Source organism: Pseudorhodoferax soli (assembly GCF_003337555.1).
In the GTDB taxonomy this organism is placed as follows: Bacteria; Pseudomonadota; Gammaproteobacteria; order Burkholderiales; family Burkholderiaceae_C; genus Pseudorhodoferax; species Pseudorhodoferax soli.
This window is the reverse complement of sequence record NZ_QPJK01000003.1, coordinates 314,942-330,690: the sequence shown is the minus strand read 5'-3', so window position 1 is coordinate 330,690 and position 15,749 is coordinate 314,942. Positions and strand designations below refer to the sequence as shown.

General features: G+C 68.6%; 10 protein-coding genes. 5 read left to right on the top strand and 5 right to left on the bottom strand.

The genetic code is table 11. The features are described from left to right. Positions 1–2: 2 nt before the first annotated feature. Positions 3–542, bottom strand: coding sequence for an inorganic diphosphatase (ppa, locus tag DES41_RS13185; RefSeq protein ID WP_114468106.1), 540 nt, complete (start codon positions 540–542; stop codon positions 3–5). A gap of 236 nt (positions 543–778) precedes the next feature. Between ppa and DES41_RS13180 the strand changes: the two genes are divergently transcribed. Together DES41_RS13180 and DES41_RS13175 are read left to right on the top strand one after the other, a co-directional pair. Further along, positions 779–3,211 carry a sodium-translocating pyrophosphatase gene (locus DES41_RS13180; RefSeq protein WP_114468105.1) on the top strand — a complete coding sequence of 811 codons (2,433 nt, stop codon included), beginning with the start codon at positions 779–781 and terminating at the stop codon, positions 3,209–3,211. A 168-nt stretch (positions 3,212–3,379) separates the two neighbouring features. Next, positions 3,380–4,813 carry an aldehyde dehydrogenase family protein gene (locus DES41_RS13175; RefSeq protein ID WP_114468104.1) on the top strand — a complete coding sequence of 478 codons (1,434 nt, stop codon included), beginning with the start codon at positions 3,380–3,382 and terminating at the stop codon, positions 4,811–4,813. 6 nt (positions 4,814–4,819) lie between these two features. Here DES41_RS13175 and DES41_RS13170 read toward each other — a convergent pair whose 3' ends face one another. Genes DES41_RS13170 through DES41_RS13160 form a run of 3 tightly spaced genes read right to left on the bottom strand, consistent with a single transcriptional unit; the run spans position 4,820 to position 6,889 of the window. After that, positions 4,820–5,725, bottom strand: a complete 906-nt coding sequence (locus DES41_RS13170) for a ZIP family metal transporter (RefSeq protein ID WP_245965685.1) — start codon at positions 5,723–5,725, stop codon at positions 4,820–4,822. Between the two features lie 18 nt (positions 5,726–5,743). Next, on the bottom strand, positions 5,744–6,373 hold the full coding sequence (locus tag DES41_RS13165; protein WP_114468103.1) for a superoxide dismutase: 630 nt from the start codon (positions 6,371–6,373) through the stop codon (positions 5,744–5,746). 45 nt (positions 6,374–6,418) lie between these two features. Then, complete coding sequence (locus tag DES41_RS13160) at positions 6,419–6,889, bottom strand: hypothetical protein (RefSeq protein ID WP_147282848.1); 471 nt, start codon at positions 6,887–6,889, stop codon at positions 6,419–6,421. 135 nt (positions 6,890–7,024) lie between these two features. Here DES41_RS13160 and moaA point away from each other — a divergent pair, with 135 nt between their 5' ends. Further along, positions 7,025–8,128: a GTP 3',8-cyclase MoaA gene (gene moaA / locus DES41_RS13155; protein ID WP_114468101.1), complete on the top strand. Its 1,104-nt coding sequence runs from the start codon at positions 7,025–7,027 to the stop codon at positions 8,126–8,128. A gap of 34 nt (positions 8,129–8,162) precedes the next feature. Here moaA and purL read toward each other — a convergent pair whose 3' ends face one another. Then, complete coding sequence (gene purL / locus DES41_RS13150) at positions 8,163–12,284, bottom strand: phosphoribosylformylglycinamidine synthase (RefSeq protein WP_114468411.1); 4,122 nt, start codon at positions 12,282–12,284, stop codon at positions 8,163–8,165. On the opposite strand from purL, the gene map reads away from it, so the two are divergent. Beyond that, a complete protein-coding gene (map, locus tag DES41_RS13145; RefSeq protein WP_114468100.1) occupies positions 12,283–13,116 on the top strand; it encodes a type I methionyl aminopeptidase in 834 nt (277 codons plus the stop codon). The two genes, purL and map, sit on opposite strands and share 2 nt — an antisense overlap. Then, on the top strand, positions 13,113–15,749 hold the full coding sequence (locus DES41_RS13140) for a [protein-PII] uridylyltransferase (RefSeq protein ID WP_245965683.1): 2,637 nt from the start codon (positions 13,113–13,115) through the stop codon (positions 15,747–15,749). Before map ends, DES41_RS13140 begins: the two co-directional genes overlap by 4 nt.

Below are 15,749 nucleotides of genomic sequence, written 5' to 3'. Positions count from 1 at the left end.
GATCAGGCTCCGGTCTTGTTCTTGTAGTTGGCGATGCCGTCGACCACTTCCTTCTTGGCCGCGTCGATGCCTTCCCAACCCAGCACCTTGACCCACTTGCCGGCTTCCAGGTCCTTGTAGTGCTCGAAGAAGTGGGTGATGGCCTTCAGGCGCATCTGGTTCACGTCGGCGACGGTCTTCCAGTGCGTGTAGATCGGCAGCACCTTGTCGGTCGGCACGGCCAGCACCTTGCCGTCCACGCCGGCCTCGTCTTCCATCATCAGGATGCCCAGCGGGCGGCAGGGCACGACCACGCCGGGGAACAGCGGGTACGGCGTGATGACCAGCACGTCGACCGGGTCGCCATCGCCGCTCAGCGTCTGCGGCACGTAGCCGTAGTTGCTGGGGTAGTGCATGGCGGTGGTCATGAAGCGGTCCACGAAGATCGCGCCGGAGTCCTTGTCCACCTCGTACTTGATCGGATCGGCGTTCATCGGAATCTCGATGACCACGTTGAACGCATCGGGGATGTTCTTGCCGGGGGAGACTTTGTCGAGGGACATGGTGCTTTCGGAGCAGTTGAGAAAAGGGAACGCCTGGGACAAACCCGGATTTTAGGGGGCGCGCTCGCGGTCGAGGCCGCGATGCAACAGTGTTTGCGAGATTTGCTTATATATTGGCCCGGTTGGCCAATCGTCATTCGCACGAGTTCTGAGCACGACGAGGAAGCAACGCAGCGGGGCACCGCGTGCGTTGTGCCCTTTCGAGCAACGAGAACAAGCGTGAGGAGAGACGTTCTATGACTGGCAACTCGGCGCTGATATTGGCGCTGGTCTGCGGCTTCATTGCCGTGGCCTATGGCTTCTGGGCCCGCAGCTGGATTTTGGCCAAGGACGCGGGCAACGCCCGCATGCAGGAGATCGCCGCGGCGATCCAGACCGGGGCTGCAGCCTACCTTGCACGACAGTACAAGACCATCGCCATCGTCGGCGTGGTGCTGACCGTGCTGATCGCCCTGTTCCTGGACGCCAAGACGGCGGTGGGCTTCGTCATCGGCGCCGTGCTGTCGGGCGCCTGCGGCTTCATCGGCATGAATGTCTCGGTGCGGGCCAACGTGCGCACGGCGCAGGCCGCCACGCAAGGCATCGGGCCGGCACTGGACGTGGCCTTCCGCGGCGGCGCCATCACCGGCATGCTGGTCGTCGGGCTGGGGCTCTTGGGCGTCACCGGCTTCTATTGGTATCTGGCCGCCAACGGCGCGCCGGGCACCAAGCCCAGCGAGCTGCTGAACCCGCTGATCGGCTTCGCATTCGGCTCTTCGCTGATCTCCATCTTCGCGCGGCTGGGCGGCGGCATCTTCACCAAGGGCGCCGACGTGGGCGCCGACCTGGTCGGCAAGGTCGAAGCCGGCATCCCCGAGGACGACCCGCGCAACCCCGCCGTCATCGCCGACAACGTGGGCGACAACGTGGGCGACTGCGCCGGCATGGCGGCCGACCTGTTCGAGACCTACGCCGTGACATTGATCGCCACCATGGTGCTGGGCGCGCTGGTGGTCACCGGCGGCGGTGCCAGCATGGTGGTGTATCCGCTGGCGCTGGGCGCGGTGTCCATCGTCGCTTCCATCATCGGCTGCTTCTTCGTCAAGGCCTCGCCCGGCATGAAGAACGTGATGCCGGCGCTGTACAAGGGCCTGGCGGTGGCCGGTGTGCTGTCGCTCGTGGCGTTCTGGTTCGTCACGGCGTGGCTGATCCCCGACAACGCGATTGCCGCGGCCGGCAGCCAGATGAAGCTGTTCGGCGCCTGCGCCGTGGGGCTGGTGCTGACGGCCGCGCTGGTCTGGGTCACCGAGTACTACACCGGCACGCAGTACGCACCCGTCAAGCACATTGCCCAGGCATCGACCACTGGCCACGGCACCAACATCATCGCGGGCCTGGGCGTGTCCATGCGCTCCACCGCCTGGCCGGTGATCTTCGTCTGCATCGCGATCTGGGTGTCCTACGCCCTGGGTGGCCTGTACGGCATCGCCATCGCAGCCACCTCCATGCTCAGCATGGCGGGCATCGTGGTGGCGCTGGACGCCTACGGCCCCATCACCGACAACGCCGGCGGCATTGCCGAGATGGCCGAGCTGCCCAGCAGCGTGCGCGACGTGACCGACCCACTGGACGCCGTGGGCAACACCACCAAGGCCGTGACCAAGGGCTACGCGATCGGTTCGGCGGGCCTGGCGGCGCTGGTGCTGTTCGCCGACTACACGCACAAGCTGGAGGCCTACGGCCGCGTGATCACCTTCGACCTGTCCAATCCGATGGTCATCATCGGCCTCTTCATCGGCGGGCTGATCCCCTACCTGTTCGGCGCCATGGCGATGGAGGCCGTGGGCCGCGCAGCCGGCTCGGTGGTGGTGGAGGTGCGGCGCCAGTTCCGCGACATCCCGGGAATCATGGAAGGCACGGCCAAGCCCGAGTACGGCAAGGCTGTGGACATGCTGACCTCGGCCGCCATCAAGGAAATGATGGTGCCCTCGCTGCTGCCGGTGGTCGTGCCCATCCTGGTGGGCCTCTTGCTCGGCCCGGCAGCGCTGGGCGGGCTGCTGATGGGCACCATCGTGACCGGCCTGTTCGTGGCGATTTCCATGTGCACCGGCGGCGGCGCCTGGGACAACGCCAAGAAATACATCGAGGACGGCCACCACGGCGGCAAGGGTTCGGAGACGCACAAGGCCGCCGTCACCGGCGACACCGTGGGCGACCCGTACAAGGACACGGCCGGCCCCGCGGTCAATCCGCTCATCAAGATCATCAACATCGTGGCGCTGCTGATCGTGCCGCTGGTGATGCAGTTCCACGGCGGCTCGGTTCCGATGGCAGCGCCGGCCGCCGCCACGGCTGGCGGCGATGTGGCCTCGTTCCGGGTCGACAACGGGGTCGTCAAGTTCTACTTCGCCAGCGCCAAGGCCGATCTGGCCACCGGCAGCGAAGCCGCGCTGGCCGAGGTGGCCAAGGCCGTCGCCGCCGGCAAGCGGGCGGTGGTGAGCGGCTACCACGATGCCTCGGGCGATGCCGCGAAAAACGCCGAACTGGCCCGCCAGCGCGCTGTTGCGGTGCGTGACGCGTTGAAGACCGCCGGTGTGCCCGAAGACAAGGTCGAACTCAGGAAGCCGGAGCAGACCACGGCCGGAGGCCCGCCCGCGGAGGCACGCCGGGTGGAAGTCGCCGTGCAATAGTCGGCGGCCCGCTTCCCCTGCGAGCCCGCCTGCAGCGCGGGCTTTTTGTTCACGGGCGGCCCAGGCCGTGCGGCCACGTAAGATTCCCCGCCATCGCCTGGCGACCGCCGGGCCCGCGATGCTCTATCCCCGGATGCGGCATCTGCCACACACACTCACGGTTGCCCCATGCCCCTGAACTACATCGCCAACGCCTTCGTCCCCTCCTCTTCCGGCCGCACCATCCCGGTCATCGACCCGTCCGACGGCCAGCCCTTCGAGGAGATCCAGCGCAGCAACGCACAGGACATCGACGCCGCCGTGCGCGCTGCGCGCCAGTGCTACGACGGCGTCTGGTCCAAGCTGTCGGCGGCCGAACGCAGCCGGCTGCTGATGCGCCTGGCCGAGAAGATCGCCGAACATGGCGAGGAACTCGCCGCGCTGGAACAGCGCGACTGCGGCAAGCCGACCAAGCAGGCCCGCGCCGACGCCATCGCGCTGGTGCGCTACTTCGAGTTCTATGCCGGCGCCTGCGACAAGCTGCACGGCGAGACCATCCCCTACCAGAACGGCTACAGCGTGTTCACCTGGCGCGAGCCGCATGGCGTGACGGGCCATGTCGTCCCCTGGAACTACCCCATGCAGATCTTCGGCCGCTGCGTGGCCGGCGCGCTGGCGGCCGGCAACGTCTGCGTGGTCAAGCCCTCGGAAGACGCCTGCCTGTCGCTGCTGCGGGTTGCCGAACTGGCGGCCGAGGCCGGCTTTCCGGCCGGTGCCATCAACATCGTGACGGGCTACGGCCACGAGGTCGGCGACGCGCTGGCGCGCCATCCCGGCATCGACCACATCAGCTTCACGGGCAGCCCCAAGGTCGGCACCTTGATCCAGCAGGCCGCCGCGGAGCGCCATTGCCCGGTCACGCTGGAGCTGGGCGGCAAGAGCCCGCAGATCGTGTTCGCCGATGCCGACCTGGACCAGGCCATCCCGGCCATCGTCAACGCCATCGTGCAGAACGCGGGCCAGACCTGCTCCGCGGGTTCGCGCCTGCTGGTCGAGCAGTCCATCTACGAGCCGCTGCTCGAACGCCTCGCCACGGCGTTCGAAGGCCTGCGCGTCGGCCCCGCCGCGATGGACCTGGACGTGGGCCCGCTGATCCGCGCCACGCAGCAGCAACGCGTCTGGGATTTCCTGTCCGATGCCCATTCGGCCGACATCCCGGTCGTGGCCCAGGGCCGCGTGGTGGAAGAAGCGCCCGAGACCGGCTACTACCAGGCCCCCACGCTGCTGCGCGACGTGCCCGTGGACCACCGGCTGGCGCAGGAAGAGGTGTTCGGCCCCGTGCTCGCCGCCATGGCCTTCCGCGATGAGGAGCATGCACTGGAACTGGCCAACGCCACCCAGTTCGGCCTCGTGGCCGGCGTCTGGACGCGCGACGGCGCACGCCAGTTCCGCATGGCCCGCGGCGTGCGCAGCGGCCAGGTGTTCATCAACAACTACGGTGCGGGCGGCGGCGTCGAACTGCCCTTCGGCGGCGTCAAGAGCTCTGGCCACGGCCGCGAGAAGGGTTTCGAGGCGCTGTACGGCTTCACGGTCCTCAAGACCGTGGCGGTGCGCCACGGCTGAGGCGGCTCAGCCCAGGGCGGTGTCGAGCAGCATCATGAGCACGAAGCCCAGCATGAGCCCGCCCGTGGCCCAGGCTTCGTGGCCCTTGCGGTGGGACTCGGGAATGATCTCGTGGCTGATCACGAACAGCATGGCGCCAGCCGCAAAACCCAATCCCCAGGGCAGCAGCGCGGCCGAGTAACTGATGATGGCCGCCCCGATGACGGCACCCACCGGCTCGATCAAGCCGGAGGCCATTCCCAGGCCCACGGCGACACTGCGCCGGTAGCCCGCCGCCAGCAGCGCCACGGCAACCACCAGGCCCTCGGGCACATCCTGTATCGCAATGCCGGTGGCCAGTGCGCCGGCCCGCGTCGGGTCGGTGCCGGCGAAACCCACGCCGATGGCCAGTCCCTCGGGCAGGTTGTGCAGGGCGATCGCGAAAACGAACAGCCAGGTGCGCTTGAGCGTGCGCGCTTCTGGACCCTCCTTGCCCTTGATGAAGTGTTCGTGCGGCAACCACCGCTCCAGCGCCAGCAGCACGATGCCGCCCAGCAGGATGGCCGCCCCCACGGTCATGCCCGAACGCCACGGCCCGGCACCGCCTGCAGTCGCGGCGGCCAGGCCCGGAATGATCAAGGAGAACGCGCAGGCGGCCAGCATCACGCCTGCGCCAAAGCCGAACAAGGTGTCTTGCGCACGGTCCGACAGGCGCTGCGACAGCAGGACCGGCACCGTGCCCAGCGCCGTGGCCAGCGCGGCCACCGAGCCGGCCTGCAGGGCCGCGGCCATGACCGGGTCTGCCAGGATCCGCTGGAGCAGGTGCACCAAGGGCAAAGCCAGGCCTGCAAGCAGGATGGCCCAGCCCAGCAGCTTGCGCGGGCGCAAGCCGGCCGTGGCCGTCATCTGGCCGGAAGACTGCGTCCCGTGCATCGGCTTCCTTTCCAAGGTTCAGCGCGGCCGGCGGGCGGCGGCGAAGCGGCCCGACACCTCGGTCCAGTCCACCACATTGAAGAAGGCCTGGATGTACTCCGGCCGGCGGTTCTGGTACTTGAGGTAATAGGCGTGCTCCCAGACGTCCAGCCCCAGGATGGGCGTGTTGCCCGACAGCCAGCCCGCCATCAGCGGGCTGTCCTGGTTGGCGCTGCTCTCGACGACCAGCTTGCCGTCCGGCGCCACGCTGAGCCACGCCCAGCCGCTGCCAAACCGTGTCAGCGCAGCGCGCGTGAAGGCATCCTTGAACGCTGCGAAGCCGCCCAGGTCCGCCTGGATGGCCTGCGCGAGTGCGCCCGTGGGCTCACCACCTCCCTGCGGCGACATCACGGTCCAGAACAGGCTGTGGTTGGCATGCCCGCCGCCGTTGTTGCGCACCGCGGTCTGCAGGCTCTCCGGCAACGTGGCGGCCTGGGCGACGAGTGCCTCGATCGGCAGCTCGGCCCATTCCGTGCCCTGCACCGCGTTGTTCAGGTTCGCGATGTAGGTCTGGTGGTGCTTGCTGTGGTGGATTTCCATGGTCTGCGCATCGATGTGGGGTTCGAGCGCGGTGTAGGCGTACGGCAGGGCCGGCAAGGTGTAGGGCATCGTTGTTGTCCTGTGGGTTGCGAAGTGAATTGAATCGGTGCGCCGTCAGTGCAAGGAGCCGAGCGCCACGCCCAGGCAGCCGGCGCGCAGGGCACGCGCGATCATGGGATGGGCGCCATGGGCTTCGAGGTACAGCAGCAGAGCCGCGTGGGTCTCGCGGCTGTGGCGCAGTGCCGCCTGCCGCAGCGCCCCGTCGGTGGTCGGGTTGCACAGCAGGTGCATCAGGGTTTCGTGGGCTGACGCCAGCTGGGCGGCCGCGAGGTCGTTGCCGCCGGCGTCAAGCTGGACCTCAGCGAGGTTGTGGTGGGAGACGACCAATGCGGCCACGCAGTCGTCGCTGCGCTCGCCCGGCTTTGTCAGCAGTGCCCGGGCCATGCCCAAGGCCTCCTGGAAGCTCGCCAGTGCCAGCAACACATGGCCTTGCCGCGCCGCCGCGGTGCCACGCGACATGAGCGACTGCCAGGGCAACAGCAGGTCGCCGCCGGCCGTTCGCGAATTGAGGGTTTCAGGATCCACGCGCATGCCTCCATCTGGGGTGCGCCCTTTGCGTGGACTGGAGCGTGCGTACTCGGGCGATCAGATGATAATGACTCGCAATTCCATTGTCCACACGCCAGCGGATTCCCCCAGACGCTGCGGCACAATCCCGCGATGGTCCGCCGCGTCATTCCCCTCGTTGTCCAGGCTGCGCCGCTGCCGGTCCCGCTGCATGCCGTGGACGAGGGTGCCGGCACGCTGTACGACCAGCTGCAGCGCCCCCTGCGCGACCTGCGCATCAGCGTGACCGACCGCTGCAACTTCCGCTGCAGCTACTGCATGCCCAAGGAAGTCTTCGGCAAGGACTACCCCTACCTGCCGCACAGCGCGCTGCTGAGCTTCGAGGAGATCACGCGGCTGGCGCGGCTGTTCGTGGCGCAGGGCGTGCGCAAGATCCGCCTGACCGGTGGCGAGCCGCTGCTGCGCAAGAACATCGAGGTGCTGGTCGAGCAACTGGCCGGCCTGCGCACGCCGGATGGCGAGCCGCTGGACCTGACCCTCACGACCAACGGTTCGCTGCTGGCGCGCAAGGCCGCCAGCCTGAAGGCTGCTGGTCTGAACCGGGTGACCGTGAGCCTGGACGGGCTGGACGACACCGTGTTCCGGCGCATGAACGATGTGGACTTTCCCGTCGCCGACGTGCTACGCGGCATCGAGGCCGCCCACCAGGCCGGGCTCGGCCCCATCAAGGTCAACATGGTCGTCAAGCGCGGCACGAACGAGCAGGAGATCGTGCCGATGGCGTGGCATTTCCGCGGCACGGGCGTGGTGCTGCGCTTCATCGAATACATGGACGTGGGCGCCACCAACGGCTGGCGCATGCACGAGGTCATGCCCTCGGCCGAGGTGGTGCAACGTCTGTCGGCCGAGCTGCCGCTGGTGGCGCTGGAGCCTTCGGCGCCCGGCGAGACGGCCGAGCGTTGGGGCTATGCCGATGGCTCGGGCGAGATCGGCGTCATCAGCAGCGTGACCCAGGCCTTCTGCCACGACTGCAACCGCGCCCGGCTGTCGACCGAAGGCCAGGTCTACCTGTGCCTGTTCGCAAGCCGCGGCCACGACCTGCGCAGCCTGCTGCGCGGTGGCGCGGACGACGGGCAGATCACACAGGCCATCGCCGGCATCTGGCACAACCGCAGCGACCGCTATTCGCAGCTGCGCGGAGCCGGCATGCTGGCACCGCTCGAGAAGCGCATCGAGATGAGCTACATCGGCGGCTGAGCCAGGGCCAGCGCCCCAGCTGAACTGCGGCGGCTTACCCGACCCAGCGCCGGGCGTTGTGCCACAGCTCCATCCAGGGGCTGGTGGCGCTCTTGTCGCAAGGCGTCCAACTCATCTGGATGTTGCGGAACACGCGCTCGGGGTGCGGCATCATGGCCGTGAAGCGGCCGTCGGCCGTCGTCACGGCCGTCAGGCCGTCCGGGCTGCCGTTCGGGTTGAACGGGTAGGCCTCGGTCGGCTGGCCGTGGTGGTCGGTGAAGCGCATCGCAGCGATCGCCTTGGCCGCATTGCCGCGCCGCGCGAAGTTGGCGAAGCCTTCGCCGTGCGCCACCGCGATCGGCAGCCGGCTGCCCGCCATGCCCTTGAAGAACAGGCTGGGCGATTCCAGCACTTCCACCTGCGACAGCCGCGCCTCGAAGCGCTCGCTGCGGTTGGTCGTGAAGCGCGGCCAGTCCTGCGCGCCCGGGATGATGTCGGCCAGCTCGGCGAACATCTGGCAGCCGTTGCAGACACCGAGGCCGAACGTGTCGCCGCGGCCGAAGAAGGCCTGGAACTGCGCCGACAGGCGTTCATGGAAGGTGATCGATCGCGCCCAGCCGATGCCTGCGCCCAGCGTGTCGCCATAGCTGAAGCCGCCACAGGCCACCACGCCCTGGAAATCGGCCAGGTCGAAGCGGCCGGCCTGCAGGTCGGTCATGTGCACGTCGAAGGCCTCGAAGCCGGCCTGGGTGAAGGCCCAGGCCATTTCCACGTGCGAGTTGACGCCCTGCTCGCGCAGCACGGCCACCTTGGGCCGGCGCTGCAGCAGTGCCGGCGCCACGGTCGTGCTGGGCGAGAAGGTCAGCGCCACCTGCAGGCCGGGATCGTTGGCTGCACCAACCGCCGCATGCTCCGCATCGGCGCCGGCCGGGTTGTCGCGCTGCTGGCAGATCTTCCAGCTCACGCTGTCCCAGACCTGGTGCAGGTCGGCCAGCTTGGCAGCGAACACCGACTTGGTGTCGCGCCAGACCTGGACCTCGCCCACGCCGACCTCGATGGCGCCGCCCGCAGGCCGCGTCTTGCCGATGAAGTGGCTCCATTTGGACAGGCCGTGGGCACGCAACACCTGCATGACCTCGTTGCGCTCGGAGGTGCGCACCTGCAGCACGGCGCCCAGCTCCTCGCTGAACAAGGCCTTCAGCGTGAGCTCCTCGCGCCGCGCCGAGACCTGGCTGGCCCAGTTCTTGGCGTCGCCGTACTCGGCCCGGCTGTCGCTGATCCCATCGCCCTCGGTGACCAGCATGTCCACGTTGAGCGCCACGCCGACATGGCCGGCGAAGGCCATTTCGCAAACCGTAGCCAGGAGACCGCCGTCGCTGCGGTCGTGGTAGGCGAGGATGCGGCCTTGGGCACGCAGTGCGTTGACCGCGTTGACCAGGTTGACTAGGTCCTGCGGCTCATCCAGGTCGGGTGCGGCATCGCCCACCTGGCCCAGCGTCTGCGCCAGGATGCTGCCGCCCATGCGGTGTTTGCCACGGCCCAGGTCGACCAGCACCAGCGTGCTGTCGGCCTCGGTCGCGTCCAGTTGCGGGGTGAGCGTGCCGCGCACGTCGGCCAGCGTCGCGAAGGCCGAGACGATCAGGCTCACCGGTGCGCTGACCTGCTTCTGCTCTGCGCCATCCTGCCACTGCGTGCGCATGGACAGCGAGTCCTTGCCGACCGGGATCGAGATGCCCAGCGCCGGGCACAGCTCCATACCGACCGCCTTGACCGTCGCGTACAGCGCGGCGTCCTCGCCCGGCTGGCCGCAGGCCGCCATCCAGTTGGCCGACAGCTTGACGCGCGGCAGCTCGATCGGCGCGGCCAACAGGTTGGTGATGGCTTCGGCCACCGCCATGCGGCCCGAAGCCGGCGCGTCGATGACGGCCAGCGGCGTGCGCTCGCCCATGGACATCGCCTCGCCTGCGAAGCCGGCGTAGTCGGCCAATGTCACGGCGCAGTCGGCCACGGGCACCTGCCAGGGGCCGACCATCTGGTCGCGGTGCGACAGGCCGCCCACGGTGCGGTCGCCGATCGTGATCAGGAAGCGCTTGGAGGCCACGGTCGGGTGCGCCAGCACGTCGATCACGGCCTTCTGCAGCTCCACGCCATTCAGGTCCAGCGGCGCGAAACGGCGCGCCACGGTCTGCACGTCGCGGTGCATCTTGGGCGGCTTGCCCAGCAGCACTTCCATCGGCATGTCGACCGGCGCATCGTCCGCTGCCAGCACCAGCCGGCGCTCCTCAGTGGCCCGGCCAACGACGGCAAACGGGCAACGCTCGCGGGCGCAGAAGGCCGCGAAGCGCTCCAGCGACTCGGGCGCGATGGCCAGCACGTAGCGCTCCTGGCTCTCGTTGCACCAGATTTCCTTGGGCGCCATGCCCGACTCTTCCAGCGGCACGGCCGACAGGTCGAAGCGCGCGCCGCGGCCGGCGTCGTTGGTCAGTTCCGGGAAGGCATTGGACAGGCCGCCCGCGCCGACGTCGTGGATCGCCAGGATGGGGTTGTCTGCACCTTGCTGCCAGCAACGGTTGATGACTTCCTGCGCACGGCGCTCGATCTCCGGGTTGCCGCGCTGCACCGAGTCGAAGTCGAGTTCGGCCGCGTTGGCGCCCGTGGCCATGGAACTGGCGGCGCTGCCGCCCATGCCGATGCGCATGCCCGGGCCACCCAGCTGGATCAGCAGCGCGCCGGCCGGAAACTGGATCTTGGTGGTCTGCTCGGCGGCGATGGTGCCCAGGCCGCCCGCGATCATGATGGGCTTGTGGTAGCCGCGGCGCTGGCTGTCCACGTCGCTGGCGGCCGTCTGCTCGTACTCGCGGAAGTAGCCCAGGAGGTTGGGCCGGCCGAACTCGTTGTTGAACGCCGCACCGCCGAGCGGGCCCTCGGTCATGATCTGCAGCGCACTTGCGATGTGGGCCGGCTTGCCGTAGGCCACATCGGCCGCAGCGGGCCAGAGCTTGGAGACCGTGAAGCCGGTCAGGCCGGCCTTGGGCTTGGAGCCGCGGCCCGTCGCACCCTCGTCGCGGATTTCACCGCCCGCACCGGTGGACGCGCCCGGGAAGGGAGAAATCGCCGTCGGGTGGTTGTGCGTCTCCACCTTCATGAGCACATGGTGCAGCGCCGGCTGACCGGCATAGGCCCCACCCTCGCCCGCCACGAAACGCTGCACGGTGCCGCCCTCCATGACCGAAGCGTTGTCGGAATAGGCAACGACGGTGTGCTGCGGCGCCAGCTGGTGCGTGTTGCGGATCATGCCGAACAGGCTCAGCGCCTGGTCCTGGCCGTCCACCGTGAACTTGGCATTGAAGATCTTGTGGCGGCAGTGCTCGCTGTTGGCCTGCGCGAACATCATCAACTCGACATCGGTCGGGTTGCGGCCAAGCTTGGTGAAGGCGTCCAGCAGGTAGTCGATCTCGTCCACCGCCAGGGCCAGGCCGAACGCACGGTTGGCCGACTCCAGCGCACCGCGGCCACCGCCCAGCACGTCCACGCGGGCCATGGGCGCGGCTTCCAAGGTGGCGAACAGGCCTTGCGCCTGCTGGCGGTCCGCCAGCAGGCTCTCGGTCATGCGGTCGTGCAGCAGGTCGCCGATGGCCAGCAGCTGCTCTGCGCTCAGTTGCGGCTTGCCGCCCAGCAAGCCGCTCTTGAGCACCAGCCGGTACTCGGTGATGCGCTCCACGCGGCGCACGGGCAGGCCGCAGTTGTGGGCGATGTCGGTCGCCTTGGACGCCCAGGGCGAGACCGTGCCCAGGCGCGGCGTGACCACCAGCACCGGGCCGTCGACCGGGCCCTGGTATGGGTCGCCGTAGTCCAGCAGGGCGGCCAGGCGCTCGGCGGCGGCCGGCTCCAGCGCGGCATCGGCCAGCACCAGGTGCACATGGCGCGCCGCCAGGCCCGTGATCTTGTCGTGGACCGCCTGCAGGCGGGGAAGCAGTTGCTGGACGCGGAAGTCGCTCAGGGCGTTGCCGCCTTCGAGCTGGATCGGGTGCGAGGTCACGTTGTGGCGGCCTGTGGATGGTGGGCGGCGGCGCCCGGGCAAGCGCTGACTGGGCTTGGCGGTTCGCCGCTGACGGAAAGCCGGCAATTTTAGCGGCGCCAGACAATGGAAAACCCGAGTGGGATAATTCGGCCCCATGAGCATCACCATCAAAGACGCCGCCGGAATCGCAGGCATGCGCGAAGCCTGCCGCCTGGCGTCCGAAGTTCTCGATTACCTGACGCCGCATGTCGCGGCTGGCGTCACCACCAAGGAAATCGACCGACTCGCCCACGACTACATGGTCAACGTGCAAGGCACGCGCTCGGCCACGGTGGGCTACCAGCCGCCCGGCTACCCGCCCTACCCGGCCGCGCTGTGCACCTCGTTGAACCATGTGGTCTGCCATGGCATCCCGAACGAGAAGCCGCTCAAGAAGGGCGACATCATGAACATCGATGTCACCGTGATCACCAAGGATGGCTGGTACGGCGACAACAGCCGCATGTACATCATCGGCGAGGGCTCCATCGCCGCCCGCCGCCTGGTGCAGGTGACCTACGAGGCAATGTGGCACGGCATCGTCAAGGTCAAGCCCGGCGCCCGCCTGGGCGACATCGGCCACGCCATCCAGAAGTTCGCCGAAGGCCAGGGCTACTCGGTGGTGCGCGAATTCTGCGGCCACGGCATCGGCCAGCGCTTCCACGAGGAGCCGCAGGTGCTGCACTACGGCCGCCCCGGCACCATGGAGGTGCTGGAGCCCGGCATGACCTTCACGATCGAGCCCATGATCAACGCCGGCCGGCGCGAGATCAAGGATGGCCCCGAGAAGGACGGCTGGACCATCGTCACCAAGGACCACTCGCTGTCGGCCCAGTGGGAGCACACCGTGCTCGTCACCGAGACCGGCTACGAGGTGCTGACCCTGTCGGCCGGCAGCCTGGCGCCGCCGGCTTTCGTGCAGGCGCAACCTGCCACGGCCAGCGCTTGAGCAGCCTGGCCGCCCCCTGCAGCGCAACGCCGGCGGCCGACCTGCCGGCCCTGCGTGCGCAATACCAGCAGCGCAAGAGCGCGCTGCTGCAGTCCTTGCGCGACTGCGGTGCCAGCACGCGCAACCTGCATGGCGTGCTGCAGCAACTGGGGCGGCTGGCCGACGAGACGCTGTGCCAGCTCTGGCAACGGGCCGGCATGCCCGCTTCATGCGCCCTGCTGGCCGTGGGCGGGTTCGGCCGGGGCGAGCTGTTCCCGCATTCGGATGTCGACGTGCTGCTCATGCTGCCCGAAGACCTCTCGCCCGAGCACGATGCCGACCTGAAGGCCTGCATCGAAGGCTTCATCGGCAGCTGCTGGGACGCGGGCCTGGAGATTGGCTCCTCGGTGCGCAGCATCCGCGACTGCCTGGCCGAGGCCGAGAAGGACGTGACAGTGCAGACCTCGCTGCTCGAGGCGCGGCTCATCGCCGGCCACAGCGGCCTGTTCACGCTGTTCAGCAACCAGTTCCGCAAGGCCGTCGACCCGCAGGCCTTCCTCGTGGCCAAGACGCTGGAGATGCGCCAGCGCCACAACAAATTCGACAACACCCCCTACGCGCTGGAGCCCAACTGCAAGGAATCGCCGGGCGGCCTGCGCGACCTGCAGCTGATCCTGTGGATCACCAAGGCCGCGGGCCTGGGCAACAGCTGGGATGAACTCGCCCGCACCGGCCTGGCCACGCCGCACGAAGCCCGCCAGATCAAGCGCAACGAGGCGCTGCTGGGGCTGATCCGCGCGCGGCTGCACCTGATCGCCGGCCGGCGCGAAGACCGACTGGTGTTCGACCTGCAGACGGCCGTGGCCGAATCCTTCGGCTGGCGCAACGACACCGCGCAGGAAACGCCGGTGCGCGCCAGCGAGCAGTTGATGCGCCAGTACTACTGGGCGGCCAAGGCGGTCAGCCAGCTGAACCAGGTCCTCCTGCTCAACATCGAGGAGCGGCTGAACCCCACCACGCACGCGCTGCGGCCGATCAACGAGCGCTTCTTCGAGAAGGCCGGAATGATCGAGGTGGCCAGCGACGACCTCTACCACCGCCATCCGCACGCCATCCTCGAGACCTTCCTGCTCTACGAGAGCACAGTGGGCATCCGCGGCCTGTCGGCGCGCACACTGCGTGCGCTGTACAACGCGCGTTCGCTGATGACGGCGCGTTTTCGCAACGACCCGGTCAACCGCGAGACCTTCCGCCGCATCCTGATGCAGCCGGCCGGCATCACGCACGCCATCCGGCTCATGAACCAGACCTCGGTGCTGGGCCGCTACCTGTGGGTGTTCCGCAAGATCGTGGGCCAGATGCAGCACGACCTGTTCCACGTCTACACCGTGGACCAGCACATCCTGATGGTGCTGCGCAACGTGCGCCGCTTCTTCATGGCTGAGCATGCGCACGAGTACCCGTTCTGCTCGCAGCTGGCGGCCGGCTGGGACAAGCCCTGGATCCTGTACATCGCCGCGCTGTTCCACGACATCGCCAAGGGCCGCGGCGGCGACCACTCCGAGCTCGGCGCGCGCGATGTGCGGCGCTTCTGCCTGCAGCACGGCATCGGCCGCCAGGACAGCAAGCTCATCGAGTTCCTGGTGGAGGAGCACCTGACGCTGTCGCGCGTGGCGCAGAAGGCCGACCTGTCCGACCCCGATGTCATCGCCGGCTTCGCCAAGCGCGTGGGCAACGAGCGCTACCTCACGGCGCTGTACCTGTTGACCGTGGCCGACATCCGCGGCACCTCGCCCAAGGTCTGGAACGCCTGGAAGGGCAAGCTGCTGGAAGACCTGTACCGCTACACGCTGCGCGTGCTGGGCGGCCGCGCGCCCGACCCGGATGCCGACATCGAGGCCCGCAAGCGCGAGGCGCTCACGCAGCTCGCGCTGCACGCCGAGCCCTTCGAATCGCACAAGCGGCTGTGGGCCACGCTGGACGTGAGCTACTTCATGCGCCACGAGGCTGGCGACATCGCCTGGCACGCGCGGCAGATCGCGCGCCACCTGGGCCCCGGAGGCCTGGATCCGGCCCAGCCCGCGCTGGTGCGCGCGCGCCGTTCGCCGGTGGGCGAAGGCCTGCAGGTGATGGTCTACACGGCCGACCGCGCCGACCTGTTCGCGCGCATCTGCGGTTACTTCGACCACGCCGGTTTCTCCATCATCGACGCCAAGGTGCACACGGCCAACAACGGCTACGCGCTGGACACCTTCCAGATCGTCACCTCCATGCTGCCCGAGCACTACCAGGAGCTCATGCACATGGTGGAGGCCGACCTGGCCCAGGCGCTGGCCACCGCAGGCCCGCTGCCCACGCCGGGCCGCGGCCGCGTGTCGCGCCGGGTCAAGAGCTTCCCGGTCGCGCCGCGCGTGGACCTGCAGCCCGACGACAAGGCCCAGCGCTGGCTGCTGTCCATCTCTGCCAGCGACCGGCCCGGCCTCCTGTACCTGGTGGCGCGGGTGCTGGCACGCAACGAGATCAGCGTGCAGTTGGCCAAGATCAGCACGCTTGGCGAGCGCGTGGAAGACACCTTCCTGGTCCAGGGCCCCGCGCTGCAGCAGAACCGGCTGCAGATCGCCGTGGAAACCGAACTGCTCGAAGCGCTAGCCTGA

Coding starts and splice junctions, on each gene's coding strand:
- ppa (WP_114468106.1), bottom strand. CDS start 542: ATGTCCCTCGACAAAGTCTCCCCCGGCAAGAACATCCCCGATGCGTTC.
- DES41_RS13180 (WP_114468105.1), top strand. CDS start 779: ATGACTGGCAACTCGGCGCTGATATTGGCGCTGGTCTGCGGCTTCATT.
- DES41_RS13175 (WP_114468104.1), top strand. CDS start 3,380: ATGCCCCTGAACTACATCGCCAACGCCTTCGTCCCCTCCTCTTCCGGC.
- DES41_RS13170 (WP_245965685.1), bottom strand. CDS start 5,725: ATGCACGGGACGCAGTCTTCCGGCCAGATGACGGCCACGGCCGGCTTG.
- DES41_RS13165 (WP_114468103.1), bottom strand. CDS start 6,373: ATGCCCTACACCTTGCCGGCCCTGCCGTACGCCTACACCGCGCTCGAA.
- moaA (WP_114468101.1), top strand. CDS start 7,025: ATGGTCCGCCGCGTCATTCCCCTCGTTGTCCAGGCTGCGCCGCTGCCG.
- map (WP_114468100.1), top strand. CDS start 12,283: ATGAGCATCACCATCAAAGACGCCGCCGGAATCGCAGGCATGCGCGAA.
- purL (WP_114468411.1), bottom strand. CDS start 12,284: ATGGGGCCGAATTATCCCACTCGGGTTTTCCATTGTCTGGCGCCGCTA.